Source organism: Paraburkholderia sp. FW306-2-2C-D06C (genome assembly GCF_058781505.1).
In genome coordinates this window covers 1-19,521 of record NZ_JBYSWU010000074.1, presented here as the reverse complement: position 1 = coordinate 19,521, position 19,521 = coordinate 1, and the positions used below count along the sequence as shown (strand labels likewise).

Annotated in this window: 13 protein-coding genes and 2 pseudogenes; 7 read left to right on the top strand and 8 right to left on the bottom strand. The window is 60.5% G+C overall.

Going from position 1 to position 19,521, the window contains the following annotated elements:
* The first annotated feature begins 143 nt into the window (after positions 1–143).
* Positions 144–935 (top strand): enoyl-ACP reductase FabI, encoded by a 792-nt coding sequence (fabI, locus tag AC3WLT_RS34415; RefSeq protein ID WP_492596065.1) that lies wholly within the window; start codon positions 144–146, stop codon positions 933–935.
* A 139-nt stretch (positions 936–1,074) separates the two neighbouring features.
* Here the strand turns inward: fabI and AC3WLT_RS34410 are convergent, their stop codons facing one another.
* Positions 1,075–1,422, bottom strand: a complete 348-nt coding sequence (locus AC3WLT_RS34410) for a hypothetical protein (protein ID WP_492596064.1) — start codon at positions 1,420–1,422, stop codon at positions 1,075–1,077.
* A 696-nt stretch (positions 1,423–2,118) separates the two neighbouring features.
* Here AC3WLT_RS34410 and AC3WLT_RS34405 point away from each other — a divergent pair.
* Genes AC3WLT_RS34405 through AC3WLT_RS34395 form a run of 3 tightly spaced genes read left to right on the top strand, consistent with a single transcriptional unit; the run spans position 2,119 to position 7,098 of the window.
* Positions 2,119–3,405: an MFS transporter gene (locus AC3WLT_RS34405; RefSeq protein WP_492596063.1), complete on the top strand. Its 1,287-nt coding sequence runs from the start codon at positions 2,119–2,121 to the stop codon at positions 3,403–3,405.
* Positions 3,406–3,424: 19 nt separating this feature from the next.
* Positions 3,425–5,857 (top strand): glycoside hydrolase family 31 protein, encoded by a 2,433-nt coding sequence (locus AC3WLT_RS34400; protein WP_492596062.1) that lies wholly within the window; start codon positions 3,425–3,427, stop codon positions 5,855–5,857.
* 53 nt (positions 5,858–5,910) lie between these two features.
* The gene (locus AC3WLT_RS34395) at positions 5,911–7,098 is read left to right on the top strand and encodes a porin (protein ID WP_492596061.1); all 1,188 of its coding nucleotides are present in this window, start codon (positions 5,911–5,913) and stop codon (positions 7,096–7,098) included.
* Between the two features lie 44 nt (positions 7,099–7,142).
* On the opposite strand, the gene AC3WLT_RS34390 is transcribed toward AC3WLT_RS34395, so the two are convergent.
* From AC3WLT_RS34390 to AC3WLT_RS34360, 7 genes and pseudogenes are all read right to left on the bottom strand, one after another.
* A complete protein-coding gene (locus AC3WLT_RS34390) occupies positions 7,143–7,541 on the bottom strand; it encodes a hypothetical protein (RefSeq protein WP_492596060.1) in 399 nt (132 codons plus the stop codon).
* A 165-nt stretch (positions 7,542–7,706) separates the two neighbouring features.
* Complete coding sequence (locus AC3WLT_RS34385) at positions 7,707–9,572, bottom strand: putative bifunctional diguanylate cyclase/phosphodiesterase (protein WP_492596071.1); 1,866 nt, start codon at positions 9,570–9,572, stop codon at positions 7,707–7,709.
* Positions 9,573–9,610: 38 nt separating this feature from the next.
* A complete protein-coding gene (locus AC3WLT_RS34380) occupies positions 9,611–10,108 on the bottom strand; it encodes a YfiR family protein (protein WP_492596059.1) in 498 nt (165 codons plus the stop codon).
* Positions 10,109–10,142: 34 nt separating this feature from the next.
* Entirely contained in the window at positions 10,143–12,011 is a 1,869-nt protein-coding gene (locus tag AC3WLT_RS34375; protein WP_492596058.1) for a TonB-dependent receptor plug domain-containing protein, read from the bottom strand.
* A 1,034-nt stretch (positions 12,012–13,045) separates the two neighbouring features.
* Positions 13,046–13,696: pseudogene (locus tag AC3WLT_RS34370) on the bottom strand (methyl-accepting chemotaxis protein); the annotation flags it as partial.
* Between the two features lie 35 nt (positions 13,697–13,731).
* Positions 13,732–15,816 carry a putative bifunctional diguanylate cyclase/phosphodiesterase gene (locus AC3WLT_RS34365; protein ID WP_492596057.1) on the bottom strand — a complete coding sequence of 695 codons (2,085 nt, stop codon included), beginning with the start codon at positions 15,814–15,816 and terminating at the stop codon, positions 13,732–13,734.
* Between the two features lie 75 nt (positions 15,817–15,891).
* A pseudogene (locus AC3WLT_RS34360) lies at positions 15,892–16,209 on the bottom strand (HAMP domain-containing protein); the annotation flags it as partial.
* A 645-nt stretch (positions 16,210–16,854) separates the two neighbouring features.
* Here AC3WLT_RS34360 and AC3WLT_RS34355 point away from each other — a divergent pair.
* The 3 genes from AC3WLT_RS34355 (at position 16,855) to AC3WLT_RS34345 (ending at position 18,812) form a co-directional block, all read left to right on the top strand.
* A complete protein-coding gene (locus AC3WLT_RS34355; RefSeq protein WP_492596056.1) occupies positions 16,855–17,349 on the top strand; it encodes a hypothetical protein in 495 nt (164 codons plus the stop codon).
* A gap of 789 nt (positions 17,350–18,138) precedes the next feature.
* Complete coding sequence (locus AC3WLT_RS34350) at positions 18,139–18,444, top strand: phage terminase small subunit P27 family (RefSeq protein WP_492596055.1); 306 nt, start codon at positions 18,139–18,141, stop codon at positions 18,442–18,444.
* Positions 18,445–18,683: 239 nt separating this feature from the next.
* The gene (locus AC3WLT_RS34345) at positions 18,684–18,812 is read left to right on the top strand and encodes a hypothetical protein (RefSeq protein ID WP_492596054.1); all 129 of its coding nucleotides are present in this window, start codon (positions 18,684–18,686) and stop codon (positions 18,810–18,812) included.
* Positions 18,813–19,521 lie beyond the last annotated feature (709 nt).

The window sequence follows — 19,521 nt, the reverse complement described above, 5'->3', positions numbered from 1 at the left end:
AATTCTACCTAATTAAATCCGCACAATCCGCACCTGCGCGTTGGCGACATGCGCGTTGGCGACATGTTGGCGACATGCGCAGGCCCGGCATCCGGGCGCGTGACGTCCTCGTGTGCGGCGCACAGACCTTATTAGGAGAATTCATGGGCTTCCTCGCTGGTAAACGAATCTTGCTGACCGGCCTGCTGTCGAACCGTTCGATCGCATACGGCATTGCGCAAGCCTGCAAGCGCGAAGGCGCCGAACTGGCGTTCACGTATGTCGGCGAACGTTTCAAGGACCGCATTACCGAGTTCGCCACCGAGTTCGGCAGCAACCTCGTATTCCCGTGCGACGTCGCCGACGACGCGCAGATCGACGCCCTCTTCGCGTCGCTGAAAGAGCACTGGGACGGCCTCGACGGCCTCGTTCACTCGATCGGCTTTGCGCCGCGCGAAGCGATTGCCGGCGACTTCCTCGACGGCATGACGCGCGAAAATTTCCGCATCGCGCATGACATCTCCGCGTACAGTTTCCCGGCGCTCGCCAAAGCCGCGCAATCGATGCTGACGCCGGATGCGTCACTGCTCACGCTGAGCTACCTGGGTGCCGAACGCGCTATCCCGAACTACAACACGATGGGTCTCGCCAAGGCATCGCTCGAGGCGAGCGTGCGTTATCTGGCGGTGTCGCTCGGCGCGAAGGGCGTACGCGTGAACGGCATTTCGGCGGGCCCGATCAAGACGCTGGCCGCAAGCGGCATCAAGGGCTTTGGCAAGATTCTCGAATTCGTCGAAGGTAACGCGCCGCTCAAGCGTAATGTGACGATCGAACAGGTCGGCAACACGGCGGCGTTCCTGCTGTCGGATCTGGCGGCCGGCGTGACGGCGGAGATCGTGCACGTCGACAGCGGCTTTAACGCCGTGGTCGGCGGCATGGCTGCCGTAGCCGAATAAATGTGCATGCGTTGACGCGAGTCGACGACCCGGCCGCTTTGTACCGGCAATGAAAAACCGCCCTTTCCCGGGCGGTTTTTTTCGGCTCGACGATGGACGATGGCCGGCTCTGCAGCGCCATTGGCGGCTTAGCTGCGGCTTAGTGCCAGCCGCGACGATTGTCGTAGTGGTCGCGACCGTAGTCGTAACGGCCCGGCGGATGACGGCGATACCAGTCGTTACGCGCCCAGTAGCGGCGGCCATCCCAGTAGCGGTCGCCATGCCAGCCGATCACGATGGCCGGGCCGCCGTAATACACCGGCGCGGGCTGATAGACGACGGGCGGCGGAGGCGGAGGCGGCGGTGCATAGACCGGTGCTGGCGCGACATAAACCGGCGCAGGAATGCCGATGTTGACACCGATGTTGACCCCACCGGCCATTGCAGCACCTGAGGCGCCCAACGCGAAAACCCCGAGCAGAAGTGGAACAAGACGAGCGGACTTCATCGATCACCCTTTTTGAGAACGTGTTGTTGGGCGAAATATAGCGCAAGGCCGCGCCCCGCGTATTTCAAGTTTGTAATAACTGATGCACTACATCGCGTAGCTCGCCGCCCGGTTACGTCTCGTTACAAAGGACAGGGGTTGGTGAAAAAAGTGTGGGAAATCCAGGCGCCAACTTCTCGACCCGCGGCGCATCGCCGGCGGCATTATCGGCGCCCCGCGATCAATAGGATATCGAAGCATTACTGCGGCAAACGCAATACCCCGATAGATATCCGAATGCACCTTCGTCATCGCCCCAATAGCACCTTGCCCACTCTCCAACCGACGCGGCGCATCCCGTAAGGGCCACGCGCAATCGCATAGCGTCGCCGTTGCCCGGCAAGTCTCCGCCTCCGATCGCACGGTCGATCGCACGAACCTCACTCACACAAACGAACATTTGGTGTTCGAAAGAACATTTACGCAAAAATCAAATGTGAGCAGTCGTCAGACTTCTTTGAAATATTGATCAGCGAGAATCGCCTGTTTTTAGGGCTATTTCAAAGTAATCAGCACGTTACACCATGGTTTTCCCTGGTAGTTCAGCGCCACCCAAGTGATACGATGACTGACACAAAAAGCAGGAAAATGTTCGAATTCGCGCATACCTGCCTTTCCCACCGGACAGGCGGCAGACACATTGGGTAGGAGACAAAGTTGAAAACAATCATCGGTTTGCGCTGGTGGATCATTGCGCTCGTTTGCTTTGGGACGATCGTCAACTATCTGTCGCGCAATGCACTCGGCGTGATGGCGCCCGAGTTGACGAAGCTGCTGCACATGAGCACGCAGCAGTATTCGTATGTGGTCGGCGCGTTTCAGGTCGGCTATACGCTGATGCAGCCGGTATGCGGCCTCATCATCGATCTGATCGGTTTGCGGCTCGGCTTTGCCCTGTTCGCCTGCCTATGGTCGATGACCGGCGTGCTGCATGGCTTTGCGAGCGGCTGGCTGTCGCTGGCGGCGTTACGCGGGTTAATGGGTCTGACCGAAGCCGTCGCCATTCCGGCCGGTATGAAGGTTGTCGCCGAATGGTTCCCCAATCGTGAAAAGTCAGTGGCGGTGGGCTACTTCAATGCGGGCACGTCGCTCGGTTCGCTGCTCGCCCCGCCGCTCGTCGTCTTCCTGTCCTTGAGGTATGGCTGGCAAAGCGCGTTTGCCGTGACGGGTGCGCTCGGCTTCGTCTGGGCCGCCGTCTGGTACGTGCTCTATCGCTCGCCGACCGACCACGCGCGTATCAGCGAAGCGGAGCGCGAGACGATCATCGGCGGACAAACCCCGCCCGCGCAGCAGCGGCGCAGCATCCGCGAGGTGCTCAGCACGCGCCGGTTCTGGGCTATCGCACAAGCGCGTTTCTTCGCGGAACCCGCATGGCAAACCTTCAGCTTCTGGATTCCCCTCTACCTCGCGACCCAGCGCCACATGGATCTGAAGCAGATCGCGTTGTTCGCGTGGCTGCCGTTTCTCGCCGCCGACCTGGGCGGGCTGTTCGGCGGCTATCTTTCGCCGTTCCTGATGAAGCATCTGCGCGTGCCGCTGATCTGGTCGCGAATTGCGGGTGTCGTGCTCGGCGCCTTCATGATGATCGGGCCGGCGTGCATCGGACTGGTCGCCTCACCGTATCAGGCGATTGCGCTCTTCTGCGTGGGCGGCTTCGCGCATCAGATGATCTCGGCGCTCGTCAATACGCTCGCGGCTGATGTGTTCGACCCCAGCGAGGTCGGCACCGTGGCCGGCTTTGCGGGAATGTCCGCGTGGATCGGCGGCCTCGGTTTTTCGCTGCTCGTCGGCGCGCTGGCCGATTCGATCGGCTACACACCGCTATTCGGCGCCCTCGGCGCGTTCGACCTGATCGGCGCCACGCTGCTGGTGATCCTGATGCGCGGCGTGTCGCGTGACGCGCGCCCGCGTCAAGTGGACAACGGCGCCAGCACCACAGCCTGACCTCACTTCAAGACATATCATGAGTTCATTGAAGAATATGAAACATCGGCCGCGCTTTTCGCTATCTGCCCACGCCGGCAATCGCATCGTGCTGGCCGCGCAAGACAATTGCCGGATCGAACTGTTCGTACTCGCCGACGACATCGTTCGCGTGCTCGTCCTGCCGGACGGCGAGCCACACGGACCGCGAACCTGGGCCATCGCGCCGGGCGCGGACGACGTTCCGCTCGAAGGCCGCGACCGCCGCGACATGAGCGGCTTCACCCCGCCTTCATTCGAAGTGTCGAGCGGCGCCGGCCAAATCATCATCGAAACGGCGTGCATCCGCCTGACGGTCGAGCTCGATGGTGGGTTCTGCTCGTGGGAGATCCTGCACGGCGCGGCATGGCATCGCGTGATGAGCGACCGGAAGACCCAGGCGTACAACTTCGGCTGGTGGGACGCGCGCGTGTATCACTACATCGAGCGCCGTCGCGGAGAAATGTACGTCGGTCTCGGCGAGCGCGCCGGTTCGCTGGATCGCGCGAATCAGAGCTACGAAATGCGCAACATCGATGCAATGGGTTATAGCGCACGCACCACGGATCCGCTCTACAAGCACATCCCGTTCTACGTGACGTGGCAACCGGAAACGTCGACGGGATTCGGTCTGTTCTATGACACGCTTGCCGACTGCCGCTTCGACATGGGCCGCGAGCTCGACAACTATCATGGGCACTACCGGCACTTTGTCGCCGGGCATGGCGATCTCGACTATTACTTCATCGCGTCGGCGGGCACGCCGTTGCATGCGGTACGGCGTTTTACGTGGCTGACCGGACGTCCCGCGTGGATGCCGAAGTGGGGGCTGGGCTACTCCGGCTCGACGATGAGCTATACCGACGCGCCCAATGCGCAGCACCGCATGAGCGAATTCATCGAACGATGCAGCGAGCACGACGTGTTGTGCGATTCGTTCCATCTTTCGTCGGGCTACACGTCGATCGGTGCGAAGCGCTATGTGTTCAACTGGAACCACGAGAAGTTTCCGGATATCGACGGCTTCGTGCGGGGTTATCTCGAGCATGGCGTGCGTCTGTGCGCGAACATCAAGCCGTGTCTGCTGCAGGATCATCCGGCGTTCGACGAAGTGGCGCGAGCCGGCCTGCTGATCGAATCGCGCGACGGCAATCCGGCGTGGGTGCAGTTCTGGGACGAAGTCGGCGCGTATCTGGACTTCACGAATCCCGACACCATCGAATGGTGGAAGGCGCGCGTGAAAGACAGCCTGTTGAAACACGGCGTCGCGGCGACCTGGAACGACAACAACGAGTTCGAGATCTGGTCGCCCGATGCGATGGCCCAAGGCTTCGGCCAGCCGTATCCGGCGCATCAGGCAAAGGTGCTGCAAACGCAACTGATGATGCGCGCGTCGCGCGACGCGCAGCGCGAACACGCGCCCGACCGGCGGCCGTTCCTCGTGTCCCGTTCGGGCGGCGTAGGCATGCACCGTTATGTACAGACGTGGTCCGGCGACAACTACACGTCATGGGAAACGCTGCGTTACAACCTGAAGATGGGTCTCGGGCTCGCGATGTCCGGCGTGTCGAACAGCGGCCACGATATCGGCGGATTCTCCGGCCCCGCGCCGGGCCCGGAACTTTTCGCGCGGTGGGTCGCCTTCGGCATCTTCCTGCCGCGCTTCAGCATTCATTCGTGGAACGACGACGGCACGGTCAACGAACCGTGGATGCATCCCGAAGTCACGCAACAGGTAGCCAGCCTGATCAAACTGCGCTACCGGCTCATTCCTTATCTGTACGAGTTGCTATGGCAGTCGCACTGCGCGTACGAACCGGTATTGCGCCCGATGTTCGCGGAGTTTCCGCACGACCCGTGCTGTCTCGCCGACGGCGACGACATGATGCTCGGTTCGTCGATGCTGGTCGCACCGGTCGTCGAGGCAGGCCAGTCGACACGCGACGTTTATTTGCCGGCAGGCGCGCGCTGGGTGTCGTACTGGAGCGGCGAGGCGTTTGAGGGCGCCCAGACGGTGAGCTTGCCCGCCCCCTTCGACCAGCCGGTCGTATTGCTGCGGGAAGGCAGCGTGATTCCGCTGAACGTTGCTGAACAACACTTCGGCCGTCCCGCCGATGAGCGCGCCTTCATCGCCGTGCCGTTCGCGGGCGCCGGCACCGCTCGCGGCCGCTGCGTCGAAGACGATGGCGAAAGCGAAGCCTGGCGTAAAGGCGCGCAAGGCCGCTGGAATGTCACGATCACGAGCGACGCGAGCACCTTGCGCATTTCGGTCGAGCGCGAAGGCTGGATGCAGCAGCCGCAGCCGGAAATCCAGATCCTCGTGCCGGCGGACGAAGTGCGCCAGGCCGTCTGCGCTGGCCGTGCGCTGCTGGCCGACCACACGGTCGACGGCTGGCGCTGCCTGACGATTTCCATGACCACTGAGAAGCCCTGAATAACCGACCTGAAGGACAAAGGTCGCCTATCCAATCCGGAGACCCGCAAACCATGAACTCATTGAAGCGCTCACGTACACGCACACTCGTCCTCTCATGCGTGCCCGTTGCGGGCACGTTGCTGTCAGCAGGCGCGTCGGCGCAAAGCAGCGTCACGTTATACGGCGTCGTCGATAACGCGTTCGCCTATGTCAGCAATCAGCGCGGACACTCCAACTTCTACATGAGCCAGGGCAACCTGCAGGCGAGCAAGTTCGGCCTGCTCGGTGCGGAGGACCTGGGCGCCGGCACGAAGGCGATTTTCCGGCTCGAAAGCGGCTTCAACTCGCTGACTGGCGCGCAAAGTAGCTCAGGCTTCATTTTCAACCGACAGGCATACGTCGGGCTGAGCAACGACAAATACGGGACGGTGACACTCGGCCGCCAATACACGCCCTACTTCCAGATGGTCGGCGCACTCGGACCAACGGGCGTGCTGACGGGCGCCACAGGCGCGCACCCCGGCGACCTCGACGCTCTCGACACGACGCTGCGCCTCAACAATTCGGCAACCTACCTTTCGCCGAACATCGCGGGCTTGCAGGTCAGCGCGCAGTACGGCCTCGGCGGCGTCCCCGGCAGCGTGGCTAACGGTAGCCATTTCAGCGCGGCGTTTCGCTACGACTACCAGCCTTTTTCGATCGCCGCAGGCTACGTGAAACTGAAAGACATCGCAACGAGCCAGGCGCTCGGCAGCTACGCCGTCAACTCGCCGGTGAACAGCGGCTATGCGACAGCACGCAGCGCGCAGCTGTTCGCCGCGGCGGCCCGCTACACGCACGAAGACCTGATGGTCGGCGTGAACTATTCGAACGTGCAGTACACGCCAGGCTCCGGCTCGCTGTTCGCCAACGAAGGCGTGTTCAACACGTACGGCGTGATTTCCACCTACCGGATCACGCCGGCCGTGATTGTCGGCGCAGGATACAGCTACACGCAGGCAAGCAAAGCGAATGGCATCAGCGATCCGGCGCGCTATCACCAGATTTCGCTCGAACAGACCTACAGCCTGTCCACCCGCACCACGTTGTACGCGCTGGAAGCGTATCAGCACGCGCGGGGCAAGACGTTGGTCGCGGCGGGCAGCACGGGGACGAGTATGACTAACGCTGTCGCTGTGGTCGGCGACTCGCAGAATACGACGCCGTCTTCGGGACCGTCGCAATTCGTCGGCATGGTGGGATTGCGTCACGCGTTCTGAGCGCTGCCGGCGGTACATACGCACCGCCATGCTCACGTTACACGTCACGCGATCCGCTCGGACGATGTGATCGTGTCAGCGACCGGGATACGCACCCGCACCACGGCACCGCGTCCCCGTTTGCTCACGACGACCATCTCGCCGCTGACCCCCAGCGTACGCTCGCGCATGCCGACGAGGCCAAAAGTGTTCTGCTTGCGGATGTTCTGCACATCGAACCCGATACCGTTGTCCTTGATTTCGATGACGAATTTGCGCTCGGTGACGTCGTGAAGAAACCCGTGCCAACGAATGCTGCCGTCGGGCTCACGCTCCGGTATCGCGCGACCTTCGATCCAGATTTCGCCCTTTGCCGGGTGATGCACGCGGAATTCGTCGTGCCACGCGTGCAGCGTGCCGATCGAGGTCGTCCGGATGGATCGAGCACAACGCAAGCGTCGCATCCCGCATGACGTCCTCACATTTCCAGCCGGCGCCCCACCATGTTCAGCGCTGTAGACGACGCAAGGCAAGCAGAGTTCTGGGCAGGCGTGTTCTACGGTTTCTGGCGTAGAGCGTCGCGAGATACGGTCTGAATGGCACGTAATCGAGCGGCTCTCGGACTCCAGTCATTCGATCCTGCAATCGGCTGCGGCGGCGACGGCAGATCCATCCGCCTTCCGGACGACCTCTGCCATTTCCGCGAAAGATATCGGACGACCGGTCAGAAACCCCTGGACGATATCGCACCCGGCATCGCGTAACCAGGCAAGTTGCGCAGGGTACTCGACGCCTTCGGCCACGACCGTGAGGCCAAAGCTGTGCGCCATCGAGATAATCGCGGTCACAATGGGCTGCCCCGCTTGCGGTAGCGCCTTCACGAAGCTTCGGTCGATCTTGAGCTGACTGAGCGGAAACGACTGCAGGTAGGATAGTGAAGAGTAACCCGTGCCAAAGTCGTCGATAGACAAGCGTATCCCTTTAGCGCGCAACTGCGTCATCACATTCACTGCAACGGCCATGTTGGCCATGAGCAGGCTCTCGGTGAGTTCGAGTTCGAGCAGATCCGCCGGCAGCGCATTCTCGTTTAGTGCGTCGAGCACGTCACGTTGAAATCGGGGCTCTCGAAGCTGCCGTGCGGATACGTTCACCGACACGCTGACCGAATTGCGTGCGTCTGTGTTCCAGCGCGCGGCATCCCGACAGGCGCGCCGCATCACCCATCGTCCCAAGGCGACGATGAGCTCGCTGTTCTCCGCAATCGGGACGAATTCCATCGGCGGAATGTTGCCGTCCGATGGATGAGTCCAACGCACAAGTGCTTCCGCGCCGACCAGGCGCCCCGTCTGGCAATCGTATTGAGGCTGATACGCCAATTCGAGCGCGTCCTGTTCAATGGCATGCCTCAGTTCACGTTCGAGCCGAGCGCGCCGCTGCGCATCCGTCGTCATCTGCGGCCTGAACTCCACAGCGACATTTTTCCCGCTGCTTTTCGCGGCGTACAAGGCGATGTCCGCGCTGCTGACGAGCGAAGCGACGTCTGCTGCGTCGTCGGGGAACTGGCTGAATCCCACGCTTGCTGTCACCCGAACGTCGGCACCATGCAGTTCAAACGATCGGGCCAGCATGGTCGTGATGCGCTCGGCGGTATGGCGGCTTCCATGACGGTCGGCATCGTCGATGGCGAGCACCGCGAATTCGTCGCCGCCAATGCGGCTGACGACATCCGAGGAACGAACCGCTGCGCGCAGCGCGCCTGCCACGGAACGCAGCAATTCGTCGCCTGCGCCATGACCCAGCGTGTCGTTGACGGTCTTGAAGTTGTCGAGGTCGATCAGGATCAGCGCCAAATGCTCGTTGCCCCCAGGCCGCAGCCGTGCGGCCAGTGCCTCGTAAAACGCGCGGCGGTTCGGCAGACCCGTCAGGGGGTCCGTGTTCGCGAGGTATTCGAGTTCCTGCTCGGCCGCGAAGACACGCGCTTTCATGCGCGAAGTGACGACAGACGATACCCAAAGCGCGCCTACACAAGCTGAGATCAGAAAGCCGGCATAGCGCCAAAGCTCATGAACCATGCCTTCAGTGCTGGCAACGAGCACGACTGTGCCCAGCGTCTCGCCATCGTGAATGACCGGCGTTGCAACGAAGACATCGCTCAGCGTGAAGTGATCCCGCACCATGGCCCTGCTGAGCGTCCCTTCATTGGCCTCATACTCCGAGATGCCTGCTCTGGCATAACGCGCATGCAGGGTTCCCTTCGGATTGAACACCACGACGCTCTCGACGTAAGGCACGTTGGCAAGCGGCCGGAGTATTTCGGTCGTGGCCTGAACGTCATGAAACATCAGCGACGCGGTGATATTGGCCGACACCATTGCCGCCTGCAGGCGGGCGTCGGCAGTGAGCGCGGATCGTAACGACAGTGCCTGGTAGGCAAGCAAACCGGCACTGGAGATCAGCAACGCGATGGCGATGCCGGCAATATTGACGCGCCCCATCGCACGCGTCAGATTGGGTGCGGGTTCCTCGCGGGAGGTCATAAGACGCTCCTTGCAAGACGGAGCAGCTTGGAACTGAGCGTCAGATGCCGGTGCAGCGCCTGCTGGTTTTCGATGTCGAAGCGAAGATGATTTTCGTCAGTGAAGAGGCGGATGATGGTCGTATGGTCGCCGGTATCGAAATCGCTAACGACAAGAACCGGTTGATCCGACGCGAGAACTTCCTTCACCGCACCGGGAATGGGGGCGCCGCTTTCCAGTACGACGACATTGCATCGGCATTGACTGCTCCTGGTGGGCAAAGGGACGACGGACCACAACCGGCCGCCCTCGTTTCGCCCGTCAAGTTTGGCCAGCGCGGCGCCCAGATCGCTGTCCCGGTTTGCGCACACGACAAGCGAGGCGTCGGACAGACTTCCCGACGGCCATGTCGTGAACTCGGTGAAGTTGAAGATATACGCGGCCTTCAATGCGGACTCGTCCACCTGCGCGTACGCCGATAAGCTGATCAGCTCCGAGATCACGAAGGCCAGCATGCTGGCAGCGCGGAAGGGACTGGCGGAACGCATGTCAGAACCCGTACACCAGCTTGACGAGGAACTCCCGGCTCTGCTGGGCGATGACTTCCTGCGTAAAGCCCGGGCCGGCCGGGTCCGCGTAGCGCGCGTTGGTCACGTTGTAGACGGAGAACGACAGATCCGTGTGTTCGATCAGGCGTGAGCTACCTACCGTCACGTTGCCGAGGCAGTAACCGGCCGCGTGTCCCTGGTCCGCGAGCCGGCTGGAAACGCACCGGATCTCCGCGCCAATGCGCGCGGCATTGGCGTAGACGGGCATCACAACGTTCAGCTTGAACAGGTTCCGCGGCGAGTTTTGTAGGATGGCTCCGGAGTTGCTGTCGCGAGCAATCTGCCATGAATAGCTGGCGCGGATCCGCGCGCCGCCGGCAAATTTCTGCTCGTAGCTCAGTTCGGCGCCATCCGCGTTCGCACGACTCAGGTTCTCGAAAATGTACAGGCCCGACGACGGGTCAAGCGTCTCCGAGATCAGGTCGCGGATGTCGTAGTGGAATAGCGAAAGAGTTGCCCTGCCCGAGACGCCGATTTCCCGTTCGTAGATGAATTCGTTGGTGGTGATGTGCTCGGCCTTGAGCGACGGGTTAGCCAGCTGTCCGCCGATGCCCGGGACCGCGTAGTAGAGCTCGTAGGCGTTAGGCGCCCGGTACGCCAGGCCATAGACGAACTTGAAGGTGTCTCTGGGGGTAGCCTTGTAGGCAAGCGCCACGCGGGGGCTGATGTTGCCGCCGGAGACGGTCTCCTTGTCATAGCGTAGCCCGGCGTTAAGTGAAAAATTTGCCGGTAACTGCAGTTCGTCTTCGGCGTAGACGCCCTCCCGATTGCTGCTGTGCCTGTTGTCGAGAATGACCGCGTAGGGATCGACGTTATAGTTGTACTGGTCGCGCTGGGCATCGCGTGTGTAGTCCATTCCGAAGACCATCTTGTTCCCCGGAATAGAGGTGATGGTGGCGTGCACGTCGCCTCCGTACCAGAGTGCGTGATCGCCGTCGACATTTGCCACCGGGCCGAGCGCATAAAGGCTCGGGCTGCGGTAGTCGTAGCGCCCCCAGTAGACTTCCGCTGCGAGCTGCAAACCGTCATTTACCGCGTGATGGAACGAACCATTAATGAAGCTGTGCGTGTCCGTGGTGCTATCAGGCGAATTGAACAGCGTGCCATATGGCGCATTCGGCACGCCCTTGGTGCGGTTGCTGTAGCCCATGCTCAGGCCGAAATCCCCGTAAGCAAATTTGGCAAGAAAGTTCTGGACGCGGTTGTAGTCCAGACCTTGCGCGACGCCGTTGTTTTGATCCGGTGTGTCGAATTCCGGGTAATACAGGTCCTGCCCACTCCGGTCATAAGCGCTCGCAGAGAGCACCAGATCTGCGCCGTTACTGCCGTGCCAGCCGTAACTCGCCCGTGCATGCTTCTCGCCGAAACTGCCTGCGGCGACTGCCACCTGGACGCCCTTAAGCGACTGCCCGGTTTTGGTGATCACATTCACGATGCCGAATAGGGCATTCGAACCGTACACCGCCGATCCCGGGCCCGGAACATATTCGATCCGCTCGACCATATCCATGTCGACCGGGAAGTCGGTACCGATCGGTGCCTGGTCGTAGACGGCGTCGTTCAGCCGGACACCATCGACCAGAAGCAGAAAGCGGCTATTGTAGTCACCGGGCCGCTGGAAGCCACGCGCGCCGAGATACGCATAGTCGCGATCATAGGTGACGTAAAGCCCCGGCAACGACGCCAATGCATCGGCGAGCGTTCTCCATCCGAAATCCTGGATGTCTTTGGCCGTGAGCACGAAGACAGCGGCAGGGGCATCCGAGATCGGTTGCGTGAGCCGGGTTGCCGTGCTCACCGTTTCCTGCATCAGCACCTCAAGCGGCAAGGTTGCCAGGTCTGTGTCCGCGGTCCTTCCGCTGTCAGTGCCCTGATGGGGGCCGGTGGCCGGCGGCGCGTCAGCGGACCATCCCGGCGCGCAGACACCGGCAAGCAGCGCAAAGCTTGAAATTCGCAGAAAAGGCAGAACTATGCGCGAACGCTCACACAAACCAGACATTTCGGGAAGTCTTATTCAAAGCTCTTGCGTAAAGGGATGCGTCTTCTGCACTTTTATCGACCTGGCGATAGCGGTCTTTAGTCACGCATGCGCTGCCGCTTTGGGTAGGCGATGCGGTGCCGGCGCCGACATTTTTTTCCTACGCTTAGGGCTTCTTAGGTTGACGTCGGTAAGCTACCCTTCACCCCGATCACGAGCGCTACGCAGGCGCCAAGCGTTACTACGGTTTCGAATCTGATTGTGCGCACCAAGTTGCTCACGTCGTTCCCGTCAAAGGATTCGTATCGAATTTTTTGGCGAATATGCAAGCAGCCTTGCTGCTTATACGTATGTCGTCAACGAGCGAAGATTGCTGAAGTGAAATCGTCGTAAGGTCAATCTGGATTTGTTGTAGGTTTATCCTTAATAACTTTGCGCAAAGCGGCGAATGGCCTTGTCGGATACGACACTGTCTAACGACTCCAGATGCGTATCGCCAAGGCAAGCAGGAAAGGCAGATGGGGCCTGGCAGGTACCCCTGCAGCGACTGCTGACCCGCTCGCACAGCGGCCAAATGGAAAGGGATGGAGGCGATGCAACAGCACGGATATCGTACGTTGCCGCTTCGGCATGTCTGCATCGTAAGCGCCCGGGGAAGGCATCTTGATCGCGTTAGGCGTGAAGGCGAGGATCGTGTCCATCTAAATTTTTGATGGACAGATGTGCACGATGGATGAGACCGAGGCGATGCAGGAGGTTGTGCAACCGACGCGACGTCGGCTGCATAGCAAGGAGTTCAAGCCACTGCATTGATAGCGACGGACGCCGCGAGCCCGGCCGGTCCCACACGGCGGGCAGATTGCGCACTACTCACCGCCGAGCGCGAATCGCGGATTAGTGCTCAACGGCGTAACCGCCCCTGCGACGCGCGTCGCTGCACGGTGCACATTCAGCTTGAACACACTGACGACCTGGACCAGCGTCGCGGCCTGCTCGCGCATCGATTCGGTCGCAGCAGCGGCCTCTTCGACAAGCGACGCGTTCTGCTGCGTGACCTCATCCATTTGCGTGACAGCCCGGTTAATCTGCTCGATACCGTCGGCTTGCTCTTGTCCCGCGCTCATGATCTCGGTCATCATGAGGGTCACGCGCCTGACGCTTTCGACCAACTCGTTCATCGTCATGCCCGCCTCGTCCACCAGGCGGTTGCCCGCTTCGACCTGCTGGACCGAACCACCGATCAGTTCCTTGATCTCCCTCGCTGCCGTCGCAGACCGTTGAGCGAGGCTGCGCACTTCTGCGGCGACGACAGCGAAGCCTCGGCCCTGCTCGCCCGCGCGTGCCGCCTCGACCGCCGCGTTCAGCGCGAGGATGTTGGTCTGGAACGCAATGCCGTCGATCACGCCGATGATTTCAACGATCTTCTGCGACGACTGATTAATCGAACCCATCGTCTGCACCACCTGCGAAACCGCCGCGCCGCCGCGCTCGGCCACATGCGAGGCCGACAACACGAGTTCGTTGGCGAGGCGCGCGCTCTTCCCGGACAAACTCATCCAGCCGTTGCATTCAGTTTGAGATGCCTGGACAACGAACTCATCTCAGGCTTCGGCAACGGCTTGCAATACAGAAACCCCTGCGCGACCTGACAACCGTTTGCCTCAAGAAACGCTGCCTGCTCCACCGTCTCGACGCCCTCCGCAACAACCTGCTGCCCCAGGGACCGCGCAATGGAAAGGATGGCCTTCACGAGTTCCGCATGACGCCGGTCCGTGGTCACCTTCTGAACGAATGATCTGTCGATCTTCAGCGTATCGATCGGGAATTGCGTCAGATAGCTGAGCGCGGAGTAACCTGTGCCGAAATCGTCGATCGCAATGGAAAGCCCCATGGCCCTGAAGGCCGCAAGCGCACCCATAATCGCCTCATCCTCTTCCAGCAGTACGCTTTCCGTGATTTCAAGCTCCAGCCATTCAGGGCGGCAGCCGGTTTCTTCGAGGATTCCGGTCACCATCTGGACCAGATCGTGACACTGAAACTGCCGGGCCGACAGGTTGACCGCGACCTTATGAATTCTGGTTCCGCTGGCGTTCCATTCGGCCGCTGAACGACTCGCCTCCCGCAGCACCCACTTGCCCAGATCAACGATCAAGCCCGCTTCCTCTGCAATCGGGATGAACTGCCCCGGCGAAACCAGTCCGACCCCAGGGCGGTGCCATCTGAGCAGAGCCTCGGAGCCGATCACTTCGTGATCCTGGAACAACACCTTCGGCTGGTAATGCAGCTCAAGTTCCCCACGTCCAATGGCGCCGCGAAGCTCTGCCTCCAGTTGCAGGTGCGCGATGGCATCGGCTGTCAGTTCCCTGGAGTAGAAGCGGAATCCGCGGCGGCCAGAGCGCTTGGCGGAGTACATTGCCGAATCCGCGTATTTCAGCAGATCGTCTGCGTCTGGACTGTCAGTCGGATATACGGCAACGCCCACGCTGCATGAGATAAACACCTCTTTCCCATTCAGCACGAACCGCTCGCCGAACCTGTCAATGATCGTGCGAACAATATGCTCCAATGCGTCACGATCACGAACATCGGGTAGTACGACGGCAAATTCGTCGCCGCCGAAACGGGCCACCGTATCGCAAGGGCGAACCGAGATGCGCAAGCGCGCGGCCGCCTCGCGTAGCAATGCGTCTCCAGCCGCATGCCCCATCGTATCGTTGACGCCCTTGAACTGGTCCATGTCGATCATCACCACGCCAACCAATGCATGGTGCGCCGCCCCGGCGACCGTCCGCCTCAGACGCTCATTGAACAAGACCCTGTTCGGCAGGGAAGTCAGCGGATCGCAATAGATCATCTGACGAAGCTGCCGCTCCATCTTCTTCATTGCTTCGAATAACTGTCCGATTTCATCACGCGAATCTACCGTGATCTGATTCTCCAGCTTGCCCGACGCAATATCGTTCGCCACCCCGGCAGCCCTCTTCAGCGGACCCAGTATCGAACGCAATATCGCCACTGACACGACCATGACTACCAGCAAGTTGACGATGACCAACGCAATCGAAATCTGGCTGACACGGCCCGCGGTCGATGCGCTTTCATCCGAAGCTCTCTTTGCCTGCTGGAGGCTGAGAGCCGCATCCTCCCTCAACACCCTGGTCAAAGCTGCTGCGACGTCTGCCCCGCGGTTGACCGCATCCGCGCCCGCGTCAAAATTACCCGCTGCGACCGCGGCTATTGCCTCATTCGCATAACGCCTGTTCTCTGCAATCAGCCCCTTCAGCCGATCGGCAAGCTCCCGCTCGTGACCGTCACGCACATAAGCCGGGTAATAGGATGCCCATTCCCGGTCGGCTGTTTCCAGATCGGCACGAATGCCCTGGGCAAACGTCTCGACATCCGCGGCTAGCCGCGTGGCCTGCAGGCGCCTGAGCGTCGCGCGGCTATTGAGGAGCGCAATCGTTACATTCGAGATTTTCGCAATCTGTAGCGTGTTCCTGGAATACATCCCACTCACATTGATACTCATCCGCGAGACGCTCAATGTGCTGAACAGTCCGATTGTGATCATCGTCGCGGCGCATATGCTGAAGGCAAAAATGATCTTGCGGCTGATCGTCGATAACGGTCCGTTCATCTCTTCACGGTCTTCCTGTCAGAGCGTTAGATGTTCGATGCGAAGGGCAGACCGCATATCTTCCGTGACATGTAGCGCAAGCGTGCGCACTTCGCTCGCGACCACCGCGAAACCTCGAGCCTGCTCGCCGGCGCGCGCCGCTTCGGCCGCCGCGTTCAACGCGAGAATGTTGGTCTGCAACGTGCGCATCAGTTGGCCCATTTCGTCGTTTGACTTCACATCGATGTGCGATGCCAGGTCGCCATGCGCGACGCGGTTTGCTGAGTCGACGGCCTCTCGTGCCGGTTCCGCGACCGAACGCGTAGTCAACCATCCACCGACGGCAGCAAGCGCGATCGCCGCCGCCAGTGCTGCGATCGTCAGAACTGCAGTACGCACGGCGGATACGGCTTCATCGCCGCTTTGAGTCATCAGGTCCGACTGGAATTTCACGATCTTATCCAGCGCGATGAAATAGGCATCCTGCTCCGTACGCGCGGCAGGCCACCTTGCTTGCGCAAGATTTTTTCCACCCTGGCTCTCGTTGACAAGAAGTTTTTGTCCAGGAATTTCGCGTTCGCCGCTTGACGCGCAGACGGCAGCGGCAACGATTACGTGTATGTATACGGCCGCAACGAACGGTAGCTGAAGGGCTATTTGTGTAGGCATTTCCTGCAATTCATGTAGGGAAACTGCGCATGTCGCGAGTCGAATAACGGTTCCCGGTCCGGGGAAACAGGCATCGCACTCGCATGTGCAGTCGATCCGCAACCGCCGCCCCGCGCCGCCGCAGCCTGCGCGTTCCGGGACCCAGCGCATTTACGCTATCGCAAGCAATCGAGGGGGGCTTGACAAGGTGCTGCGAACGCCGGAGGCGGGCGTGGCTTTGCAATCAGCCTGGAAGCCATCCATGAATGTATCTGAGACTCGGCATGGCGCCGCCGTGCGCAAGGGTTTCCGCACGATCACTCGCGAAGGAACATCACATGTCAGCAAACGTAAGCAAACCTGAATCGCCTCACGGTAAGCTATCGTCTTTCCTGACGCGTTCGTTCGATCATGCGGCACATTTTTGTATTGTCGAGCTGTCTCGTACTGGCCGCGACCTTCCTCCACGCCGTTGAGGCGCTGGCATCCGGCCAGTGTTCGGCGCAGGAGAGCACCTACTTCACTTGCGACACCGCCCGGCACAAAACAATCAGTCTGTGCGGCGCGACGCCATCCGCCCTGCAGTACCGCTATGGCAAGTCGCCGAACACGGAGCTGGCGTTCCCGAACAATCCGGTAGATGGCGTAAATCAATTGCGTTACGCGCATTATTCGCGATTCCAGACCGATCGCACTGAAGTCACCTTCAGCCGCGCCGGCACCGGCTACGCCGTGTTCGACTATACCGAACACGGCGCGCGCAGCGCCGGGGTGCACGTCACCTTGCCCGACGGCAAGGAAAACGAGATGCTGTGCGCCGGTCCGATTCAAGGCCACTTGAGCGCACTGCAGAAGGACCTGCGATGCGACGCCGATAATGCACTCAGCGTCGGCGGCTGCTCCTGAGCGTTTGGTGAAGTGCTTCGCCACGTCCGATCATGGCCCAAGGCCGCCACAAGCGCCGCGCAAACCAGCAGCCGACCTCCGACTCGCCTTCCCTTTCGAAGCAACGATCCAATGAGACATAACGCCGTGAAGAACATCCATCTCACCTGCTGTGTGCTGGTACTCTCGCGCCCGAGCGCGCGCTCAGCCCCAAAGCCACAGGCCAGCCTCTGCATTGTATTTCCCGGAATGCGGTCATCGGCTGTGGTCAATGGCTTCGACAGGCGGCGCAGAAGAAGCCAGTCCCCAACGTCTCGCTGGCGGAGCGACGCCTGAGCCTCATTGCGGTTCTGATGGCTCGGCCACCAACTCAACCACATCTTCAATGACTACGTCGATTTCCATTCGAACCGATTTCAAGAATCGAACTCCGATTTTTCGGGCCGATGGCCTCGTCGGGGGATGACTGCATCGCGGCAACATTCGACGGCGCTTGCTCCTCGATATGGCAACCAAGGGCGACATTGTTGGCGCAGGCCGGCACGATGCTACGCCTGATCTTCGGACCGACGAAGCCCGATCACATGGTGGCTGAAAACTGTCCCGTGCTTAGGATGCGTTTTTCACTTGTTGGTCGCCGGCTACATTTACTATCAAAGCGGTCGGCACCGACCTGACAGCTCTTCAAGGGGCCGAGGCCAATGTCCACGCTTGGGTGCCTAAAGCTTTTCGTTCCGCTCGGCCTTGCCCGCGAGGCTCGCGCCTTATCGAAGGTAATGCGCCGCGACGCGAGCATGCGCCTGGCCGCTGGTGGCTAAGCAGTTGCATGCCGCCGGTCTGCTCACGTCCATCGACGCGCCCGCGCTCGCGCTTTATTGCGAGTGTGTTTCACGCTGGAAGAACGCCAACGATCAGGTGGTGAAATATGGTGCGGTCGTCAAGTCGCCGAACGGCTATCCGGTGCAGTCGCCATTCCTGTCGATTGCCAACCGCGCACACGACCAGATGGTTCGGCTGCTCTGCGAATTCGGCATGAGTCCGGCGAGCCGCTCGCGCGTGAGCGCAACCAAGCCCGACGATACGAGCCCGTACGCGAAGTTTACGAAGAAGAGCTAGCCGGAACGCATCCGGCCCGTGAAAATCAGTTTCTTCGGTTTAGAAGCGCCCAAGTGTGCTACTGCGCACTGAGCAGAGCCGCGCCGTATGAGAGGCTCAATGCAGCAATACCCTGCGGCTTTCCGCAGGGAACATTATTTCGCGCTGTGGTGCTGGCCGATGGAATGCTCAAGGCTGATCGCGTGACGGGAACCCGGCCCTGCCGGATTCGGCGGCGAACACGAACAGGGGAGCAAACCATGTCACAAAACGCAACCGATCTTCTCAGCCCGGTGAGCGAGGTATTTCCCGGCGCAGAATCAGAGCAGCGCCGCCCGGCGCTTCAGATCATTGCCCCGGGCGTTGCTGACGAGCGCGATGGTGGCTGAGAAACACGAACTGGCGAGAAGGGCCGCAGGCGACCCGAATGGGACGGCAACGTCGATCCATAGCGGACATACACAGCGAGATCCAGTTCGCTCCTGCAAATAAAATAGTCTACTCTAGGAGTTTGGTGAGATTGGCGCAGCAGTTGGTGCTGGCGTAGATATCGGCAAGCAAATGATGATTGATGGCAAGAGCGCCAAGTGTGTAAATATCGGGCCGGTTCTTACTTCGGCCGCTGCGGGTGCCTTTTCTCCAGGCCTTTTGACGTTGGGGACGAGTGTTGTTGGTAGAGCTGGCGTGTCCGCATTGGGACTCGGATTCAAGGACCTAGCCATCATGCAAGGATTGTTCACTGGCACAAACACGTTGATGAAGCGTGCTTTGGGAGAGAAACCATGGACGATCGGCAGCGATTGTGAGTGCAAGTAGTGGTGACGATTATGTCGATTTATCGTCGTCTCGCAGACCTCATTAAAAGAGCGTTTTCCAATCCGTGGGTCTTGTGGGCTTTGCTTACGGTACTAGGGGTAGCTTCCGCATACATGGCAACGTTTGCCAAGGAGTCACTGTACGCCAGGCACTTGGCGGTGGGAGGAGTTTTTGGTTGCGCGGTCGGCGCTGCCTATGTTGTAGAGTAAGCACTCGATGAGTACCGTCACGATTGACGTTGACGCGCGAGAGGCTTGGCTGCTAGCGAACGGGATCGATTTT

Coding starts and splice junctions, on each gene's coding strand:
- AC3WLT_RS34345 (WP_492596054.1), top strand. CDS start 18,684: ATGTCACAAAACGCAACCGATCTTCTCAGCCCGGTGAGCGAGGTATTT.
- AC3WLT_RS34390 (WP_492596060.1), bottom strand. CDS start 7,541: ATGCGACGCTTGCGTTGTGCTCGATCCATCCGGACGACCTCGATCGGC.
- AC3WLT_RS34365 (WP_492596057.1), bottom strand. CDS start 15,816: ATGAACGGACCGTTATCGACGATCAGCCGCAAGATCATTTTTGCCTTC.
- AC3WLT_RS34355 (WP_492596056.1), top strand. CDS start 16,855: ATGCGGCACATTTTTGTATTGTCGAGCTGTCTCGTACTGGCCGCGACC.
- AC3WLT_RS34380 (WP_492596059.1), bottom strand. CDS start 10,108: ATGCTGGCCTTCGTGATCTCGGAGCTGATCAGCTTATCGGCGTACGCG.
- AC3WLT_RS34375 (WP_492596058.1), bottom strand. CDS start 12,011: ATGCAGGAAACGGTGAGCACGGCAACCCGGCTCACGCAACCGATCTCG.
- fabI (WP_492596065.1), top strand. CDS start 144: ATGGGCTTCCTCGCTGGTAAACGAATCTTGCTGACCGGCCTGCTGTCG.
- AC3WLT_RS34400 (WP_492596062.1), top strand. CDS start 3,425: ATGAGTTCATTGAAGAATATGAAACATCGGCCGCGCTTTTCGCTATCT.
- AC3WLT_RS34385 (WP_492596071.1), bottom strand. CDS start 9,572: ATGGGGCGCGTCAATATTGCCGGCATCGCCATCGCGTTGCTGATCTCC.
- AC3WLT_RS34410 (WP_492596064.1), bottom strand. CDS start 1,422: ATGAAGTCCGCTCGTCTTGTTCCACTTCTGCTCGGGGTTTTCGCGTTG.
- AC3WLT_RS34395 (WP_492596061.1), top strand. CDS start 5,911: ATGAACTCATTGAAGCGCTCACGTACACGCACACTCGTCCTCTCATGC.